Raw genomic sequence first — 19039 nt, 5'->3', positions numbered from 1 at the left:
AAAATAAGAAATAAATATGAAAACACGTACAAATACAGACATTTATTTCAGTTTAAAGATTCATTTATTCTGCATCCGTTTGAGTTCATCGCACACAGCCGGATGCAGGAAGTAGCGTACGTCTTTTCCCTCCTCTATGGCCCGACGGATAAAAGTGGAGCTGATTTCGAATACCGGAGAAGAAACTGTCCGCACATTCTGCGGTAAAAAGGTGGCCTCTACCGGATAGCCGGGACGGGGATAAACCAGAAGATGATTTTCGGCAATAATGCGTTCCGACTCGTACCAACGGTGGAACAGCCTCCAGTTGTCCGAACCAATGACAAGATGGAAAGTGTGTTGGGGATAAGTCCGTTTCAGCGCATCCAACGTATGAACAGTATAAGAAGGCCGAGGCAGATGGAATTCAAAATCGGAAGCGCGAAACTTGGGATAACCCTCAGTGGCTAGCTGCACCAGCTTCAAACGTAACTTGTCATCCATCAGATCGTTTTCTTCCTTCAGCGGATTGTGGGGGGTGACCATAAACCACACTTCGTCCAGGTCCCCGTATTCGCAAAGATAGTTGGCGAGGGCCAAATGTCCGATGTGTATCGGGTTGAACGAGCCGCTGAAGATTCCTATATTCATTTATTCTTATTCATATACAACCTTACAAAGGACGTCTTTGCAACGCACGCCAGGCAGCCCAAGCATTGAAAATCGTCACTACAGAGATAAGAAACATTGAAATACTGGAACGAGGCTCGCCATGATGTATATACAATACACCCACAACAAGGGAGCAGACGAACAGAACGCTATTAATAATTAGCAATGCCTTGTTCAGCTTCGGGCTATTCTTCCTCCTCGGTGCCAACTGGTTGTACACTCCTCCACGTTGTTTCATTCGTTCAAGAATTGAGAGATTACTTTCAATGCTTCCGCTTTGGCTGTCTCCAGGTCATCGTTCACAATCACGGTATCGAACTTCGGTGCAAAGCCCAGTTCGTATTCGGCTTTCGCCACGCGGCTCTCTATCACTTCGGGAGCATCTGTTCCGCGCCCCACCAAGCGTTTGCGCAATTCCTCCACTGAAGGTGGCTGAATGAAAACAGACAAAGCACGCTCACCATAGAATTTCTTGATATTGCAACCACCCACTACATCCACATCGAACACTACATTCTGTCCGGCAGCCAATTGCTTTTCCACCTGCTCCTTCAGTGTTCCGTAAAAACGGTCCTGATATACCTCTTCATACTCCAGGAATTCATCATTGGCTATGCGACGACGGAACTCGTCAGGAGTCAGAAAGAAATACTCCACTCCATCTTTCTCCGTTCCGCGGGGCGGGCGGCTGGTCGCTGAGATGGAGAATGCCAAGTTCAGATTTTGAGTCAGCAGATAGTTGATAATCGTTGACTTGCCAGAGCCCGAAGGGGCTGAAAATATGATAAGTTTTGCCATCGAATTATTTACGATTTGACGATTTACTATTTGATACTACATGACGTTCAATACTTGTTCCTTGATTTGCTCCAATTCATCTTTCATCTGAACGACAATCTTCTGCATCTCCGCATGATTGGACTTACTGCCCAAGGTATTGATTTCGCGTCCCATCTCCTGGGCGATGAACCCTAACTTCTTGCCTTGTCCGGTTCCGGTTTCCAGCGTATTGATAAAATATTTCAGATGATTGCCAAGACGCTGTTTCTCTTCGTTCACATCCAGTTTTTCGATGTAGTAGATGAGTTCCTGCTCCAGACGGTTCTTGTCATAATCCACGCTCAAGGTCTTTTCCAGTGCATCGGTAATACGCTCCTTCACTTTGGCCACACGCTCTTTCTCGTAGGGAGCGATAGTCTCCAACAAATGGGAGATATTGGCGATCTTCTCACGGAACTTCTTTTCAAGGGCAGCTCCTTCCTGCTTACGGAAGTCCACCAGCGCACCGACAGCCTTTTCCACAGCCGAATAGACCACAGCCCATTCCTCCTCACTCAGTTCCTGCGTATCATTCTTCGTCATCACATCCGGCATACGGAGTAACGTGGCAAACCAGTCCATCGCATCCGGCACAGGTATTCCTAGATTTTCTGATATAGCACAAATCTGCTTGTAATATCCCTCAACCAATGTCTGGTTGATGGGAGTGGCGCTTTCCGCACTCTCTTTCTTTTCTATCCAAAGGCTGAAATCCACCTTTCCGCGCTCCAGTTTCCGTGATATTTCATTACGGATTTCCATCTCCTTCTCACGATAAAGCGGAGCAATGCGGGCAGATAGGTCCATTGCCTTACTATTGAGCGACTTTATTTCAACGTTGATTTTCTTATCAGGCAGTTCGACGGTTGCTTTGCCGTAGCCTGTCATAGATTGTATCATAATGTTATAGTTTTGCGCAAAATTACACGATTATTTTAATTAGTGAAAATAATCACGTAAATTTGCCACAATAAAATCAAGAATAAAAGTTATGTCATGTATCTTGCATATTGAAACGTCCACTTCTGCCTGCTCCGTAGCCGTGAGCGAGGATGGACAGAACGTTTTCAAGAAAGAGGACCTGAATGGCCCTTCACACGCCGTTTCATTGGGAATCTTTGTGGACGAGGCGCTATCCTTTGCCGATAGCCATGCCATGCCGTTGGATGCAGTCGCCGTGAGCTGCGGCCCTGGTTCGTATACCGGGTTGCGTATCGGCGTGTCGATGGCAAAAGGTGTCTGCTATGGACGTAACCTGCCACTTATCGGGCTGGAAACCCTGAAAGTTCAGTGTGTACCGGTATTGCTCTACCACGATGAGTTGCCCGACGACGCATTACTCTGCCCGATGATTGACGCCCGCCGCATGGAAGTCTATGCTGCCATCTACGACCGTGCCTTGAAATCGGTGCGCGACATTGCAGCCGATATTGTGGACGAAAACTCCTACCTAGAATTTTTAGAGCAACATCCCGTCTATTTCTTCGGTGACGGTGCAGCCAAATGCAAAGAGAAAATCACGCATCCCAATGCACACTTCATCGACGGCATCCGCCCGCTTGCCGGCATGATGTTCCCGTTGGCAGAAAAGGCAATAGCCGAACAAGATTTCAAGGATGTGGCCTATTTCGAACCCTTCTATTTGAAGGAATTCGTAGCCGGCACGCCAAAGAAACTTATTTAGGGTTTAGCGATTAGGGATTAGGGATGAATACCATGCGGTATCACTACGTAGCCCATTAATCACTAACCACTAATCGCTAAACCCTAATCACTAATCGTTGAACATTAATCACTAATTAAAGATGCAATATAACACTCAACAAAAACGGATGCCCCTACCCGAATATGGTCGCAGCATCCAGAATATGGTAGACCACGCGCTGACAATCGAAGACCGTGCAGAACGCCAGCGTTGCGCAAACACAATCATCAACATCATGGGAAACATGTTTCCCCATCTGCGCGATGTGCCCGACTTCAAACATAAGCTATGGGACCACCTTGCCATCATGGCCAACTTCCAATTGGATATAGATTATCCGTACGAAATTATCCGCAAGGACAATCTGAATACCAAGCCGGAGAGCATCCCCTACCCCAGTACCAAAATCCGCTACCGCCACTATGGCCGTACACTGGAAGTACTGATAAAGAAAGCCATCGAATTTCCGGAAGGAGAAGAGAAGCAGAACTTGATAGCGCTCATTTGTAACCACATGAAGAAAGACTACATGGCATGGAACAAAGATACCGTCGATGACCGTAAGATTTCAGATGATCTCACCGAACTCTCTGACGGAAAACTGCAAATGACAGACAGTATCGTCCGTCTCATGGCCGAACGTATTGACCAGAACTACCGTCCGAAAGTGAACAACCAGAATAACCGGAACAACAACCGGAACAATAAACGGAAATACTAAAATTGAATGATTAGTGGTTAGTGATTAATGCCATGCGGCATCACCATGCAGACCACTAATCACTAATCACTAATCACCAACCCCTAATCACTAATTTCATGGCATCATTTGTAATCGAAGGAGGACACAGACTTTCCGGTGACATTTACCCCCAAGGAGCAAAAAACGAGGTGTTGCAAATTATCTGCGCCACATTGCTCACTGCCGAAGAGGTGACTGTGCACAATATCCCGGACATACTGGACGTCAACAACCTTATCCAATTGATGCGGGATATGGGAGTCAGCGTATCTAAAAAAGGCATTGACACTTACAGCTTTCAAGCTGCCAACATTGATTTCGCCTATCTGGAAAGTGACGCGTTCCTGAAAAAATGTTCCAGCCTGCGCGGTTCCGTCATGCTGGTGGGGCCGATGGTGGCACGTTTCGGCAAGGCCATGATTTCCAAGCCGGGCGGAGACAAGATAGGACGCCGCCGTCTGGATACACACTTTATCGGTATCCAGAATTTAGGAGCCGACTTTGTCTATAATGAGGAGCGTGGCATCTACGAAATCTCAGCCAAACAACTGCATGGCAGTTATATGCTACTCGACGAGGCATCTGTAACGGGAACAGCCAATATCGTAATGGCAGCCGTCCTTGCCAAAGGCAAGACCACCATCTACAACGCCGCCTGCGAACCCTACGTGCAGCAACTTTGCAGAATGCTGAACCGGATGGGAGCTAAGATAGAAGGCATCGCCTCCAACCTCCTGACTATCGAAGGAGTAGACGAGCTGCACGGAACCGAGCATACCATCCTCCCCGACATGATTGAAGTGGGCAGTTTCATTGGCATGGCAGCCATGACCCGTAGCGAACTGACCATCAAGAATGTCTCCTACGAGAACTTGGGAATTATCCCCGACAGTTTCCGTCGACTCGGCATCAAGATGGAGCAGTGGGGAGACGACATTTACGTGCCCGCACAAGAGACGTACCAGATAGAGTACTTTATCGACGGCTCCATCATGACCATTGCCGACGCACCCTGGCCCGGACTGACACCAGACTTGCTCAGTGTGCTGCTGGTGGTTGCCACCCAGGCAAAAGGCAGTGTACTCATTCATCAGAAAATGTTCGAAAGCCGTTTGTTCTTTGTGGACAAGCTGATAGATATGGGAGCGCAAATTATCCTCTGCGACCCGCACCGCGCCGTTGTCATCGGTCACGACCACGGCTTTAAACTACGTGGCGGCAACATGACCTCGCCCGATATCCGTGCGGGCATCGCCCTGCTGATAGCTGCCATGAGTGCGGACGGCATCAGCCGCATCCACAACATAGAGCAGATAGACCGTGGGTATCAGAACATCGAAGGGCGACTGAATGCGCTCGGAGCAAGAATAACAAGAATAGAATAAGATGATAAAGAGAGAAGAAGTATATAAGATAGGTATATTCAACAAGCCCCACGGCATTCACGGAGAACTATCGTTCACTTTTACGGATGACATCTTCGACCGGGTGGAAGCCGAATACCTAATCTGCCTGCTGGATGGTATACTGGTGCCTTTCTTCTTGGAAGAATACCGTTTCCGCTCCGACACCACCGCCCTTGTCAAACTGGAAGGCGTGGACACGACAGAACGCGCCCGCATGTTCACTAATATTGAGGTCTACTTCCCCGTAAAGCATGCAGAAGAGGCAGGACCAGGTGAACTGAGTTGGGACTTCTTCGTCGGTTTTCGTATGGAGGAAGTACATCACGGCACGCTGGGAGAAGTGACGGACGTGGACACATCGACCATCAACACACTGTTTGTGGTAGATTATCAGGGAGAAGAACTGCTGGTGCCGGCACAAGAAGAGTTTATCATAGACATTGACCAGAAGCACAAGGTCATCACCGTAGACCTGCCGGAAGGTTTGATAGCTTTGGACGAAACAGAAGAGGTATGAAAAAGAAACGAAGAAAAGCATTTTGGAGTAACATCAAGTTCAAGTACAGACTGACGATTACGAACGAGAATACCCTTGAGGATATCATCACGTTGCGCGTATCCAAGCTGAACGGACTGTCCGTATTGCTCTCCGTGCTGTTCGTATTGTTTCTCATCGCCTCCCTGATCGTAGCCTTCACCCCGCTGCGCAACTACCTGCCGGGATATATGAACAGTGAAATCCGTGCCCAGGTAGTGGAGAATGCCTTGCGCGTAGATTCCCTCCAGCAACTGGTGAACAGACAGAACCTCTATATCATGAATATCCAGGACATCTTCCAGGGCAAGATAAAGGCAGATACCATACATTCCATCGACTCGTTGACCCACCTGCGCGAAGATTCGCTCATGGAACGTACACAACGGGAAGCCGAATTCCGCAAACAGTACGAGGAGACAGAAAAGTACAACCTGACGAGCATCACCGCTCGCCCCGAAATAGACGGACTGATTTTCTACCGCCCCACACGCGGCATGATTTCATCTCCCTTCAATGCCGAAACAAAACACTTCGGCACGGACATTGCCGCCAATCCGGGCGAAAGCGTATTGGCCACCTTAGACGGTACCGTCATACTGAGTACCTACACTGCCGAGACGGGTTATCTGATAGAAATACAGCACAACCAGGACTTCGTGTCAGTCTACAAGCATTGCGGCTCTCTGCTGAAACGGGAAGGAGATGCGGTGAAAGGGGGTGAAGCCATCGCACTGGTAGGAAACACCGGCGAGCTGTCCACCGGTCCCCACCTTCACTTCGAGCTGTGGCATAAGGGCAGGGCCGTAAATCCCGAGCTTTACATCGTATTTTAGTCTCCAAATAGTAAATTGTAAATAGCATAATAGTAAATGAAACAGATTGCCATACTCGGTTCTACCGGTTCCATCGGTACACAAGCGTTGCAGGTCATCGAAGAACATCCCGACCAGTACGAAGCATACGTATTGACCGCCAATAACCGCGTAGAGGAACTCATAGCCCAGGCACGCAGATTCAAGCCTGAGGCAGTGGTAATAGCCAACGAATCGAAATACACGCAACTGAAAGAAGCGCTTGCCGACCTACCTATCAAGGTATATGCCGGCGCAGATGCCCTCTGCCAGATTGTGACCGAAAATCCCATTGATATGGTATTGACCGCCATGGTGGGATATGCAGGGCTGAAGCCCACCATGAATGCCATCCGAGCCCGTAAGCCGATAGCCCTTGCCAACAAAGAGACGCTGGTGGTGGCGGGAGAGCTCATCAATGACCTGGCACGTTTCAGCGGTGTCCCCATCCTACCCGTCGACTCCGAGCACTCCGCCGTTTTCCAGTGCCTGGCCGGTGAGATAGGCAACCAAATAGAAAAAGTGATACTGACTGCCTCCGGAGGTCCGTTCCGCACCTGCACTATGGAGCAACTAACAACCGTCACCAAAGCGCAAGCACTGAAACACCCCAACTGGGACATGGGCGCCAAAATCACGATAGACTCTGCTTCCATGATGAACAAAGGGTTCGAGGTAATCGAAGCCAAATGGCTGTTCGGTGTACGTCCCGACCAGATAGAAGTCGTGGTACACCCGCAATCCGTCATCCACTCCATGGTACAGTTTGAGGACGGTGCCGTGAAAGCACAACTGGGAATGCCGGACATGCGCCTGCCCATCCAATACGCCTTCTCCTATCCCGACCGGTTGAAAGCCTCTTTCCCGCGCCTGGACTTCAAGCTGTGCACGGAACTGACGTTCGAGCAACCGGACATCACCCGTTTCCGTAACCTCGCCCTGGCCTACGAAGCGCTACATCGTGCAGGTAATATGCCTTGCATTGTCAATGCCGCCAATGAAGTGGTGGTAGCCGCCTTCCTGCAGGACAAAATTTCGTTCCTTGGCATGAGTGAAGTAATAGAAAAGACCATGTCGCGCGTATCCTACTTACAGAAGCCCACCTATGAAGACTATGTGGCTACGGATGCCGAAGCCCGACGGATAGCAGAAGAGCTGATTTGATAGATACACCGGAATGAAAAGAATTATAAAAAACATCTACTCATTTGATACGTTAAATAAGAAAACGTACCTTTGCGAAAATTATAAAAATCGTAAAACAGCAAATAATTAGATGGAAACATTCTTGATTCGTGCCCTGCAACTCATTATGAGCCTCTCGTTGCTCGTTATTGTTCATGAGGGGGGGCACTTCCTTTTTGCGCGTTTGTTCAAGACGCGGGTAGAAAAGTTCTGCTTATTCTTTGACCCTTGGTTCACATTATTCAAGTTCAAGCCCAAACACAGTGACACGGAATACGGTATCGGATGGCTACCCTTAGGCGGCTATGTAAAAATAGCAGGTATGATAGACGAATCTATGGATACCGAACAGATGAAGCAACCCATGCAGCCATGGGAGTTCCGTGCCAAACCGGCATGGCAACGCCTGCTGATTATGGTAGGCGGTGTATTGTTCAACTTCCTGCTCGCATTGTTCATCTATTCCATGATACTTTTTACTTGGGGCGACGAATATATACCAGTACAAAAAGCCCCATTGGGTATGGATTTTAACGAAACAGCCAAAGCCATAGGCTTCCGCGACGGCGATATCCTAATATCTGCCGACGGGGTACCGTTCGAACGCTATGATGGCGACCTGCTGACCAGTATTGTCGATGCTCGCCAGGTAAGCGTATTGCGTGATGGGGAAGCTGCTTCAGTCTACATCCCCGAAGACATGATGAACCGCTTGCTGGCAGACAGCGTGCGTTTCGCCAGTTTCCGTTTCCCTTATGTAGTCGACAGCCTGATTGTAGGATACCCTGCCGCTTCCGCCGGTCTGCAAGTAGGTGACAGCATCACCCACTTGGATGGAAAGTCAATAGCCTACTACGACTTCAAAGAAGAGATGCTGAAGCGCAAGAAAGCCAACGCATCCCATGAGGTAACCTTGACATACGTCCGTAACGGTGTGACAGACACCTTGAGCATGATGACCAATGCCGACTATGAAATAGGCGTAGCAGCACGTACGGCAACCGACAAGCTGCTGCCCGTTGTCCGTAAGGAATACAGTTTCCTTTCCTCTTTCCCTGCCGGCGTATCTTTGGGGGTAAAGACTCTGAAAGGCTACGTAGGCCAGATGAAATATCTCTTCTCCAAGGAAGGAGCCAAGCAACTCGGAGGTTTCGGAACCATCGGCAGTATTTTCCCCGCCACGTGGGACTGGCACCAGTTCTGGTACATGACGGCATTCCTCTCCATCATCCTTGCCTTTATGAATATTCTGCCCATCCCTGCACTGGACGGTGGACACGTGTTATTCCTCATTTACGAAATCATTGCACGCCGCAAGCCCAGCGACAAGTTTATGGAACGTGCGCAGATGGTGGGCATGTTCCTCTTGTTCGGTTTGCTGATTTGGGCAAACTTCAATGATATACTGAGGTATTTCTTTTAAAGAACAAGACATAAAAAAACGCATCATCCATTCGCAGTAGAACGGATGATGCATTTACATCAAACAGATGATGTGTTCGGGGCAAGCAGACGATGCGTTTGAGCCAAACACATCATCTGTTTTTTCTGTGTCTTATACCAAATGGCCGATCCACTCTTCTCTATCGCCCGGAAGCAGGTCTATTACCGGAACTTCAACCATTGTATAGCAACCCGGCTGCTGACGCATAGCGGCACGCGCCACACATACCAGCACTTGTGCCGTGAGGGCAGGATTGTTGATACGCATGTTGAACTCAAATAGCTGGTTCTGCGTCTTGCCGGACACACCCTTACGGGTCAAGTTTACCCCATGCCCCATATCGAGCAGTGCATCCACACTCGGAACCAATTTTACATGTGTTTCGTCATTCACGAAGTACGGGTCGGCTTTGATGGCTGCAGCCACCTTATCAAATTCGTAACCATCCTTCAACTCAATGTACACCATACGACGGTGAATGCCGGTTCCTGTAGGAATAGTCATGGAAAGAGCGGCTTTCACACCTTCGATGGCCTTTACAGCCACGGTGTGTCCCATGCTCATACCCGGACCAAAATTAGTATAGGTAATGCCTTTCGGAGCAATGGCTTCCAGCATAGTGCGGACAATGGAGTCACTACCCGGATCCCAGCCGGCAGAAATGATGGATACCGTATTATGCTTTTTAGCCTCTGCATCCAGTGTGCGGCGCAAGGCAGTGATACCCGTATGGATATCGAAACTGTCCACAGTATGAATGCCTAAAGCAAGGATCTCCTTTGCATACTCTTCCACTTTGCGGGTAGGCGTACAAAGGATAGCAACATCCACGCCTTTCAGTTCCTTGATATTCTTCACAACGGGATATGCACTCAGTTCCGCAGGACAGTTTTCAGCTCCGGCACGGCGTACTACACCGGCAATTTCGAAATCGGGAGCTGCTTGCAGGGCTTCGAGCACATAATGCCCGATATTACCATAGCCAACGATGGCCGCTCTTACTTTTTTCATTCTTTTTATGAATTTATTTATCAGTTTTCTACTTTATCGGCGCAAAAGTAAGCATTTTAATTTATTATATCGGCAGAACTCCCTGCTGTTTCACACAGTTTTTCTTTTTTTAGTGAGTGAAAGTCCAATAATAATTCATACATTCGCAGATGATATGTACGCAAGGCACATTTGGGGCCAACAAGCAAAAGAATTATGATAGAATACATCAGAGGCGGAATTGCCGAACTAAGTCCGGCAACCGCAATAATAGACTGCAACGGACTGGGATACGGCGTCAATATTTCATTGAATACGTATGCCGCCATCCAGGGCAAGAAAGAATGCAAACTATATATATATGAAGCTATCCGTGAAGACGCCTATGTCCTCTACGGGTTCGCTGACAAGCAGGAACGCGAACTATTCCTGTTGCTCATCTCCGTTTCAGGCATCGGCGGAAATACAGCTCGCATGATTCTCTCGGCACTCTCGCCATCCGAACTGATAAATGTCATCAGCACGGAAAACGCCACTCTACTGAAAACAGTCAAGGGTATCGGGCTGAAAACAGCCCAACGGATAATTGTGGATTTAAAAGACAAAATCAAGACCGGCAGCGTTGTAGCCGGCAACGCAGGGACCATAGGTACACTGGTATCGGCAGCCAACGCACAAGTACAAGAAGAAGCCGTAGCCGCCCTTACCATGCTGGGCTTTGCACAAGCCCCCTCACAAAAAGTAGTGCTTGCCATTTTGAAGGAAGAACCAAGCGCACCGGTGGAACAAGTCATCAAATTGGCATTAAAAAGACTATAATATTTATCTAAAACAAACAAATCATGACAACAATCAACATGCAATATTGGTTGGGGGCCAATGAACGCACCCACGTACTGCCAACGGACAAATGGTACCTCGACTTTGCCACAAGCATCCTGCCCCTCGTCAAGACCTCTCCCTTGTTCAACAAGGAAGACCTGCGTACCCAAATTGACGCAGCCATCTCCCTCGGCATGTACTTTCAAGATGCCATTGCCCAAAGCGGAGGCTGGAAACTTTTCTCCGAAGCCTTTCAAGGAGTATACGGAACTTACCTGCCGTTCTATCCACTGGGTGACGATTATACGCCCGATGAAATAAATCAGGAAGACATTGCATTCGTACTGTGGACATTGAAATCACAATTTAGTATTTTTGACAAGGAATACACCTTGTTCAGTCCTTATGACAAAGACCTGCTTGCATTAAGCCAAAGCGCCTATGAACTGATGGATGCACGTTTCGAAGAAGCTCCCATCAGCGAGGGAGAATCTTCCTTCCTTTGGGTAATGGGACTTGATTTACTGGATATGCCCATTACTCCGCTGCCGGAAGTCACTCCGGAAACCAAACTGAGTAAAGATGCCGCCCGCTGTCTGGAATACAGCCAGGGGAAACCGCTGCTATACTTCACCGATTACAAGGAGCTTTGCACTTTCTTTGTCGATGTCTTGGGATGGGAAAACAAACGGTCCGCACTATTGCCCGACCTGGAATACCAAAAAGAGTTCGTGATTTATGCCAACGCCAAAGGTATGCTCGTAGCCCACAACGTGGCCGCCTATTTCTGTGAAGAACATAACCCGATGTACGATGCCAAACGCGCTGCTGCAGAGGGTTACAAGATGTTCTGCCAACCCGGAGAGTGTCCGTTCGACCTGCTGAAATACGGAATGGCCAAAGGAATTCTACCCGATGTGGAACTTCCCTTCCTGAAAGGAAAAGAAACACTGCATCAATATTGGGACTTTATAGCCCGCTACTACTTATGTGAATATTATGAAGGCGAGTAACCATTCCGGCATAAAGCCCAAACGGAGCAACAAGGCCAAGCCAACCGGAAAACGGATTGGTAAATCCAAACCTTCGAAAGCGAATAATCAGCTTAACAGAAGGGTAAAATAATTGAAAATGGATAATGGAAAAATAAACAGTGCAGCGTATTTATTGAAACCGCATGGCAATTTTCCATTATCCATTATCAATTTTCAAAGTTCCACAATCTCTTCCTTACACAACGTCAGTTTCTCCACTCCTTCCGCTGTTACAACCCAAGAGTTTTCGATACCGACGGGACCAATGCCTGGCAAAACAATCTTCGGTTCCAAAGCAAAGACCATGCCCGGTTCCAGCTCCTGCTTCATGCGTGGAGCCAGCACCGGCATTTCATTGATTTCCAGTCCGATGCCATGACCGATAAACTTGGCTTTTTGAGTGGCTCCCATAAAGTTGTCGGCAAAGCCCGCTTTGGTGACAATATCGATAGCGAGATTGTAAAGGTCCTCACAAACAGCACCCGGTTTCGCTTTTTCTACAACAGCCTCTTGTATGTCCAGGCAAACCTGATGGGCAACAGATGCCTTTTCCGGCAACTTTCCGATAGAGAATACACGGCTCATGTCGCCCATATAGCCATAGAAGTTACCCCCCATATCAACCATAAAGCTCTGGCCGGGTTGCAACAGTGCACCGTTCACACTGATAGGCAGTGACGGGTCAAGTCCTTCGCCTCCCAGAGCAAAATCATAGGGGGCAGGCGCAGTGGCATTGTCTCCTGCCAGCAGACTTCCCATAAAAATCTCCATACTTTGTCCGAAGGTACGGAAAATGCCCAGACAACCTTCCAGGCGCATCAGGCGCTCTATTTCGATGGATAACTGGCAGTCTGTCATTCCCGGTCTATAAACCGAGGGTATTTGTTCGTAGGCCTTGGCATGTGCAATGCCGGAACGGCGGAACATCTCAATCTCTATTTCAGTCTTGACACTTCGGGCCTTCCGGATAAGTGCCGTACCACAAGGAAGCACCTCCGTTTCAGGGAAACACGCAGCCAAACGGTTATATTCCGTAAAAGACAACTCATCCCCCTCCAGCATCAACCTCGCAGGTATGGGCAAACCACATTCCTTTAGTAAGTCAGGCAGTTGTTCCGGTTTACGGATAGGATGAATATGTTCCCCTTCAATATTGTTGGGACGTTTGATGAATAAACGAGCGGGAGCATTCAACGGCAGATACAAGTAACCGCTGACGACACGTCCGTACGTATAGATTAAGTTTACATTACAAGCGATAAGAGCGGCATCAATCTCTTGTTGAGCCATGAGAGAGCGTATTTTATCACGTCTCAGTTTCAATTCAGGTAGTAACATCTCTTTGTCATTTATGGTTTCTCGGATACAAAGATACAACTTTTTTAATTGAGAATAAAAAAGTACTGCCCCATACCTTCACAGGCGTAGGGCAGCACAAACCACAAATACAAATACAACTAAACAAAGTTTCTCTCTTAGATAATTCCCTGACCCATCATGGCATGAGCCACCTTCATGAAACCGGCGATATTCGCTCCCTTCACGTAGTTGATGTAGCCATCGGGTTCTGTCCCATATTTTACGCATTGAGCATGAATTCCGTGCATGATGGCGTGGAGTTTTTCATCCACTTCGGCTGCACTCCAGCTGAGGTGCATGGCGTTCTGCGACATTTCCAGTCCGCTGGTAGCCACACCACCTGCATTGACAGCCTTACCCGGTGCATACATAATCTTATTTTCAATAAAAAGGTCGATAGCTTCGGGCGTACATCCCATATTGGAGATTTCGCCTACACATGTCACCTTGTTGTCAATGAGGTGTTGTGCATCTTCGCCGTTCAGCTCGTTCTGGGTAGCGCAAGGCAGAGCGATGTCCGCTTTCACTTCCCACGGGCGTTTGCCTGCTACGAAAGTAGAGCCGGGGAATTCGTCGGCATACGGTGCTACGATATCGTTGCCCGATGACCGGAGTTCCAGCATATAATCTATCTTTTCGCCACTGATACCGTTCGGGTCGTAGATGTAACCGTCGGGACCGGAGATGGTAACCACCTTGGCACCCAATTCGGTAGCCTTGGTAGCAGCACCCCAAGCCACATTTCCAAAACCGGAGATAGCCACGGTCTTGCCCTTGATGTCAATGCCTTTTGTTTGTAACATTTGGTTTACGAAATACAAGCCGCCGAATCCTGTTGCTTCGGGACGAATCAGCGAACCGCCAAATTCCAATCCTTTACCGGTAAATGTGCCCGTAAATTCGCGAGTCAACTTCTTATACATACCGAACATATAGCCCACTTCGCGACCGCCTACACCGATATCACCGGCAGGAACATCCATATCCGGACCGAGGTGACGCCACAATTCCAGCATGAAGGCCTGACAGAAACGCATGATTTCAGCATCGCTCTTTCCGCGCGGAGAGAAGTCGGAACCACCCTTACCACCGCCCATAGGCAATGTAGTCAAAGCATTCTTGAAAGTCTGCTCAAATCCCAGGAATTTGAGGATAGAAAGATTTACGGAAGCATGGAAACGAATACCGCCTTTGTACGGGCCAATGGCATTGTTGAACTGCACACGATAGCCGAGGTTCGTCTGAACTTCACCCTTATCATCCACCCACGTTACACGGAAAGTAAAGATACGGTCAGGTTCAACCAGACGTTCTATAATTTTCGCTTTCTCGAACTCAGGATGTTGGTTATAGATATCTTCGATGGAAAGAAGAACTTCCTTTACGGCTTGAAGATACTCAGACTCGCCGGGGTGCTTTGCCTCTAAAGAGGCCATGATACGTTCGATATTCATAATATTACGTTTTAAAGGTTATTACCTTGTTGACTTCACGCTATTCAAACAAAATGTCAATGAATAACACCGCAAATATAAGAAAACTTTTCAAAACAGCTAAATTTTACGGTTATATTTTGATTAAAGAATGATAAAATGTCAAATCCCCGGCATTCTCTATTCATACCTAAATGGTCTATTCTTTTCCTATTCTGTCAACAATTCGCCATAACGGCATAAATATAGAAAAAATTATAATAAAGAAAATAAGAAATGACGAATAATTTACGAAAAAAGACACAATCCTCACGGACTATGCCTTTCCAATTGCTAACTTTAATTCTTAAATGCTTGTATTAAATCCGCAACATAATAATTACTATGTACGGACAAGCTTCATAATTTCTTCAATCCTTTTACCTCTTCTTTTGTTGCTTCTCGAACACTGATAGCCACCCCTCCACTACTTGCCAGAGGTTGACGCAGCACACTCTTTGACGTTACTATGCCACGACGGATGTCATAGCTCTGCGGATTATCTTTCCAGTCTGCATCCCGACCATCTGCATAAACGGTAACAATATATTTCCTTCCTTCGGGTAAGAAAGAGAAAGGAATAGTTGCCGTACGAGGATGTTCGTCGGTAATAGCACCTACATACCACTCTTGTTTTCCTTTGGCTTGACGAGCCACTGTGATATAATCACCCGGTTCGGCTTCCAGATACCAAGAATTGCTCCAATCCACCGCTACATCCTTAATAAATTGAAACGCATCGGGAAAACGGCGATAATTATCCGGCAGGTCTGCTGCCATCTGTAACGGAGAGGGCATCGTTACATATAGAGCCAATTGTTTTACCAATGTAGTACCCGCCTGACCTTTAGGTTTCGAACCATTATAATACGAAAGTTTTGTCTGGAAAATACCAGGAGTGTAATCCATCGGACCACCCTTCAACCGAGTAAACGGCAAGATACAAGTATGATCCGGATCATTGCCCCCCATAGATTCAAACTCACCACCACGGGCAGATTCTTGCGCTACCCAGTTGGGCCAGGTACGGCACAAGCCGGTGGGACGAACAGCCTCGTGACTATCTACCATAATCTTATAATCAGCAGCACGCTTCACCACATGTATATAATGATTGTTCATCCATTGTGAGGAATGATATTCACTACGGGGAATGATTGAGCCCACATATCCTGTCTTTACAGAATTATAGCCATTATCTACCATAAATTGAAAGGCTACATCCAGCTGCCGCTCATAATCGGCAGCATTAGCAGCCGTCTCATGATGCATGATAATCTTTACCCCCTTTGATTTGGCATAGGCATGTAGTACCGCAACATCAAAGTCCGGATAAGGTTTGTCAAAAAGGAACTGACGATCCTTACGATAGGATGCCCAATCTTCCCAACCTTCATTCCAACCCTCAACCAATACCGCATCAATACCATTCTCCGCCGCAAAGTCTATGTACTCTTTCACATGTTCAGTATTGGCCGGATGATGTCCATTAGGAGTTAACTTTGAATAGTCGGTTATGCCGGGTTTAGCCTTATAATAGTCGCTATATGCCCATGTACCTCCTCCACCAGTAAACATCTCCCACCAGACACCGATAAATTTCTGTGGCTTAATCCAAGAAGTATCTTCCAGCTTACAAGGTTCATTCAGATTAAGAATCAACTGAGAAGCAAGGATGCTACGTGCATCGTCACTAACCATAATTGTACGCCACGGGGTATGCAACGGTAATTGCAGATATCCTTTCTTTCCTAATTTATCGGGAGTAAGATGAGCAGAAAAGTTAAACTCTTTATCATCCACATTCAGCAACATGGCAGAATAATCTACCAAGGCAGCTTCATGAATATTGATATAAAGTCCTTCGGTAGTCTTTATCATAAGGGGTGTTTGTACTGTGAATGAAGTCGCTTTAGCTTCATATCCTTTTTTACGTAGATTACGTTCCATAGCTTCGCGCACTTCGGAAATGGCCGCAGTAGTATAGGCAAACTCATTCGTATCATAATCACCGGGAATGCAATAGAGTGTATGATTACCGGTCAGATTGAATTCCGTCAGTTCGTCTTTTACCGTCAGATAATTCATGGTTTTCTGCTCCGGCAACTCATAACGGAATCCGAGTCCATCGTCAAACAATCGAAAACGTACAATCATCATACGGTCGTGCTTTGCCGGTTGTGAGAGAGTGACAGTAAGTTCATTGTAATGGTTACGGACTTTTTCATACTCTCCCCATACAGGCATCCAAGTTTCATCAAAAGTAGAATTTGTTGCATCAAGAATCCGGAAGCCATTTGACAAATCCGCTTCTTCCATAAGTATTCCCAAGGCAGAAGGTTCTACAACCGGCTCTCCTTTGTAATATAAGCTATAGACCGGCCCCCCCTCGGAATCAAGCACAACATTGAGTTTCAGATTCCCATTGGGAGATAACAATTCGTGTGCCATCGCCACACAAGCAATTCCCAGAAATACAACTGTTAATAATACATGTTTCATATACATCCGTTATTGTTGATATATAAAATATTGATAAGGTTCCATCGTCATTACTGTAGGCAACTCCACATCCACACCGGCAATCACATCGGTCATGGTCTTGCCAGCATGCTCCATAGGTACTTTCACTTGTACAGACTCATTGGCAGTATTCACCATGACCAACATGCCATGACTGCCTGCTGCCCGATAAAATGAAGCGACATCTCCGGTAGTATAAACTTCCAGTTCACCACCACGTACACTGCTCGTAGCTTTATAGGCTCTGATGATTTCTGCCATCTCTTGCGCAAAGACTTCATTGGACTTCAAGTCTATAACTCCGTAATTGAAAAAGTTAAGTGACCGCGGATAGGCTACTTCCTGCGAACTATAAATAAGAGGTATCCCCTCGAGCATAGTCGTCAATACAAAAGCAGACATGGCACCACGCTCACCGCCATAACATTCTATCGGTGAAGCCTCACTTGCCTGGTCATGATTAGTAGAATAGCGTAACCGTAACGTACCCTTCGGCATTCCCTCCAATTCGGAAGTATTCATAGCATAAAGGTCAGTAAGTGAGCATTTACCGGCATAATAGTCTTTCAGTTTACTATGGAAGTTCCAGCCGTAGAGCAGATTGAAACCATTGTTCATTAAAGACGTTTTTCCGCCTTCGGCAAGCATCAGCAAATTATTGTCAAGTGTACGGAGCTCGGCGATTGCTTTCTTCCAGAAAGCATCTGGTACCCCCTCGGCATAATCACAACGGTATCCATCAATACCAATTTCTGTTACCCAATACTTCATGGCATCAATCATGGCTTGCTGCATGGTTTCGTTGTCAAAATTCAAGTCAGCAACATCCGCCCAAGGCTGTTCTTGAGGTTGTACCACATTGCCATTTGCATCCTGTGTATACCAATCCGGATGCTCAGTCACCCAAGCATTGTCCCACGAAGTATGGTTGGCAACCCAGTCAAGAATCACTTTCATTCCTTTGGCATGGGCAGCATCTACCAGTTCTTTCAAGTCTTTTTTTGTTCCGTAACGTGTATTCAGCTTTTTATAATCCTTTATACAATAAGGTGAATTCACACTTTTCAGTACTCCCGGCTCATTTACAGGCATCAGCCAAAGCACGGTAGTTCCCAGGCTTTGAATACGGTCAAGCTCTGCTTTGATGGCAGAGAACGCATTTTCTTCGGCAAAAATGCGGGGATTTGCCTCATAAATCACCATATCCGAAGCCATGTATTCTTCCTGTGGGACGGGAATCGGTTCCATGTCACTCTGACTATCACTACACCCCATACAAGAATGTAGCATCGTAAAGAGCAGTGTCGCAATTATTACTTTTTTCATATTTCTACTTTTTATCTATACTTATACTCATTGGCGGAACTGATATCTGCAAAAGGAGCATCCAAACTCTCCAGTGATGGGCATTGGCAGAAAAGATACTAAGACTTAATACTAAAAATCCCGGAAGCCAATACTAAAAAACAAAAGAGCTAAGAGATAACTTCTTCCCAAG

General features: G+C 47.0%; 18 protein-coding genes. 9 read left to right on the top strand and 9 right to left on the bottom strand.

The genetic code is table 11. The features are described from left to right. Window positions 1–60 precede the first annotated feature (60 nt). Genes nadD through DXD65_RS10450 form a run of 4 tightly spaced genes read right to left on the bottom strand, consistent with a single transcriptional unit; the run spans window position 61 to window position 2370 of the window. A complete protein-coding gene (gene nadD, locus DXD65_RS10465) occupies window positions 61–630 on the bottom strand; it encodes a nicotinate (nicotinamide) nucleotide adenylyltransferase (RefSeq protein WP_008665167.1) in 570 nt (189 codons plus the stop codon). 22 nt (window positions 631–652) lie between these two features. After that, entirely contained in the window at window positions 653–889 is a 237-nt protein-coding gene (locus DXD65_RS10460; RefSeq protein WP_005826972.1) for a hypothetical protein, read from the bottom strand. Then, window positions 886–1449: a guanylate kinase gene (gene gmk, locus DXD65_RS10455; protein WP_005826973.1), complete on the bottom strand. Its 564-nt coding sequence runs from the start codon at window positions 1447–1449 to the stop codon at window positions 886–888. The genes DXD65_RS10460 and gmk overlap by 4 nt, the downstream gene beginning before the upstream one ends. A gap of 36 nt (window positions 1450–1485) precedes the next feature. After that, a complete protein-coding gene (locus DXD65_RS10450) occupies window positions 1486–2370 on the bottom strand; it encodes a YicC/YloC family endoribonuclease (RefSeq protein WP_035449074.1) in 885 nt (294 codons plus the stop codon). A gap of 91 nt (window positions 2371–2461) precedes the next feature. Between DXD65_RS10450 and tsaB the strand changes: the two genes are divergently transcribed. The 7 genes from tsaB to rseP all read left to right on the top strand — a co-directional run bounded on the left by tsaB (window position 2462) and on the right by rseP (window position 9320). After that, window positions 2462–3154, top strand: a complete 693-nt coding sequence (gene tsaB / locus DXD65_RS10445; protein WP_005833019.1) for a tRNA (adenosine(37)-N6)-threonylcarbamoyltransferase complex dimerization subunit type 1 TsaB — start codon at window positions 2462–2464, stop codon at window positions 3152–3154. 121 nt (window positions 3155–3275) lie between these two features. Then, a complete protein-coding gene (locus tag DXD65_RS10440; protein ID WP_005826977.1) occupies window positions 3276–3896 on the top strand; it encodes a DUF4290 domain-containing protein in 621 nt (206 codons plus the stop codon). A gap of 98 nt (window positions 3897–3994) precedes the next feature. Further along, window positions 3995–5302: a UDP-N-acetylglucosamine 1-carboxyvinyltransferase gene (gene murA, locus DXD65_RS10435; protein WP_035449077.1), complete on the top strand. Its 1308-nt coding sequence runs from the start codon at window positions 3995–3997 to the stop codon at window positions 5300–5302. A 1-nt stretch (window position 5303) separates the two neighbouring features. Further along, window positions 5304–5840 carry a ribosome maturation factor RimM gene (gene rimM / locus DXD65_RS10430; RefSeq protein WP_035449078.1) on the top strand — a complete coding sequence of 179 codons (537 nt, stop codon included), beginning with the start codon at window positions 5304–5306 and terminating at the stop codon, window positions 5838–5840. After that, window positions 5837–6694 carry a M23 family metallopeptidase gene (locus DXD65_RS10425; protein ID WP_005826982.1) on the top strand — a complete coding sequence of 286 codons (858 nt, stop codon included), beginning with the start codon at window positions 5837–5839 and terminating at the stop codon, window positions 6692–6694. Before rimM ends, DXD65_RS10425 begins: the two co-directional genes overlap by 4 nt. A 36-nt stretch (window positions 6695–6730) precedes the next feature. Beyond that, window positions 6731–7876, top strand: a complete 1146-nt coding sequence (locus DXD65_RS10420; RefSeq protein ID WP_117588439.1) for a 1-deoxy-D-xylulose-5-phosphate reductoisomerase — start codon at window positions 6731–6733, stop codon at window positions 7874–7876. A 112-nt stretch (window positions 7877–7988) separates the two neighbouring features. After that, window positions 7989–9320, top strand: coding sequence for an RIP metalloprotease RseP (rseP, locus tag DXD65_RS10415; RefSeq protein ID WP_005826988.1), 1332 nt, complete (start codon window positions 7989–7991; stop codon window positions 9318–9320). Between the two features lie 132 nt (window positions 9321–9452). On the opposite strand, the gene DXD65_RS10410 is transcribed toward rseP, so the two are convergent. Continuing rightward, window positions 9453–10352 carry a diaminopimelate dehydrogenase gene (locus DXD65_RS10410; protein ID WP_022401162.1) on the bottom strand — a complete coding sequence of 300 codons (900 nt, stop codon included), beginning with the start codon at window positions 10350–10352 and terminating at the stop codon, window positions 9453–9455. Between the two features lie 195 nt (window positions 10353–10547). Between DXD65_RS10410 and ruvA the strand changes: the two genes are divergently transcribed. Both ruvA and DXD65_RS10395 read left to right on the top strand, forming a co-directional pair. After that, complete coding sequence (gene ruvA / locus DXD65_RS10400; protein WP_005833022.1) at window positions 10548–11150, top strand: Holliday junction branch migration protein RuvA; 603 nt, start codon at window positions 10548–10550, stop codon at window positions 11148–11150. Window positions 11151–11173: 23 nt separating this feature from the next. Beyond that, window positions 11174–12166 carry a DUF3843 family protein gene (locus DXD65_RS10395; RefSeq protein WP_035449080.1) on the top strand — a complete coding sequence of 331 codons (993 nt, stop codon included), beginning with the start codon at window positions 11174–11176 and terminating at the stop codon, window positions 12164–12166. Between the two features lie 195 nt (window positions 12167–12361). Here DXD65_RS10395 and DXD65_RS10390 read toward each other — a convergent pair whose 3' ends face one another. The 4 genes from DXD65_RS10390 to DXD65_RS10375 all read right to left on the bottom strand — a co-directional run bounded on the left by DXD65_RS10390 (window position 12362) and on the right by DXD65_RS10375 (window position 18867). Further along, window positions 12362–13525 (bottom strand): M24 family metallopeptidase, encoded by a 1164-nt coding sequence (locus DXD65_RS10390; protein WP_035449341.1) that lies wholly within the window; start codon window positions 13523–13525, stop codon window positions 12362–12364. 137 nt (window positions 13526–13662) lie between these two features. Continuing rightward, window positions 13663–15000 (bottom strand): NADP-specific glutamate dehydrogenase, encoded by a 1338-nt coding sequence (gdhA, locus tag DXD65_RS10385; protein ID WP_008665157.1) that lies wholly within the window; start codon window positions 14998–15000, stop codon window positions 13663–13665. Between the two features lie 378 nt (window positions 15001–15378). Beyond that, window positions 15379–17526: a glycoside hydrolase family 97 protein gene (locus DXD65_RS10380; protein ID WP_051642928.1), complete on the bottom strand. Its 2148-nt coding sequence runs from the start codon at window positions 17524–17526 to the stop codon at window positions 15379–15381. A 3-nt stretch (window positions 17527–17529) separates the two neighbouring features. Further along, window positions 17530–18867 (bottom strand): alpha-amylase family glycosyl hydrolase, encoded by a 1338-nt coding sequence (locus DXD65_RS10375; protein ID WP_008665154.1) that lies wholly within the window; start codon window positions 18865–18867, stop codon window positions 17530–17532. Window positions 18868–19039 lie beyond the last annotated feature (172 nt).

This window comes from Bacteroides sp. 4_1_36 (genome assembly GCF_003466325.1).
Taxonomy (GTDB): Bacteria; Bacteroidota; Bacteroidia; order Bacteroidales; family Bacteroidaceae; genus Bacteroides; species Bacteroides uniformis.
Note: the sequence above shows the minus strand (reverse complement) of the source record. Positions and strands in the feature narration are given on the sequence as shown.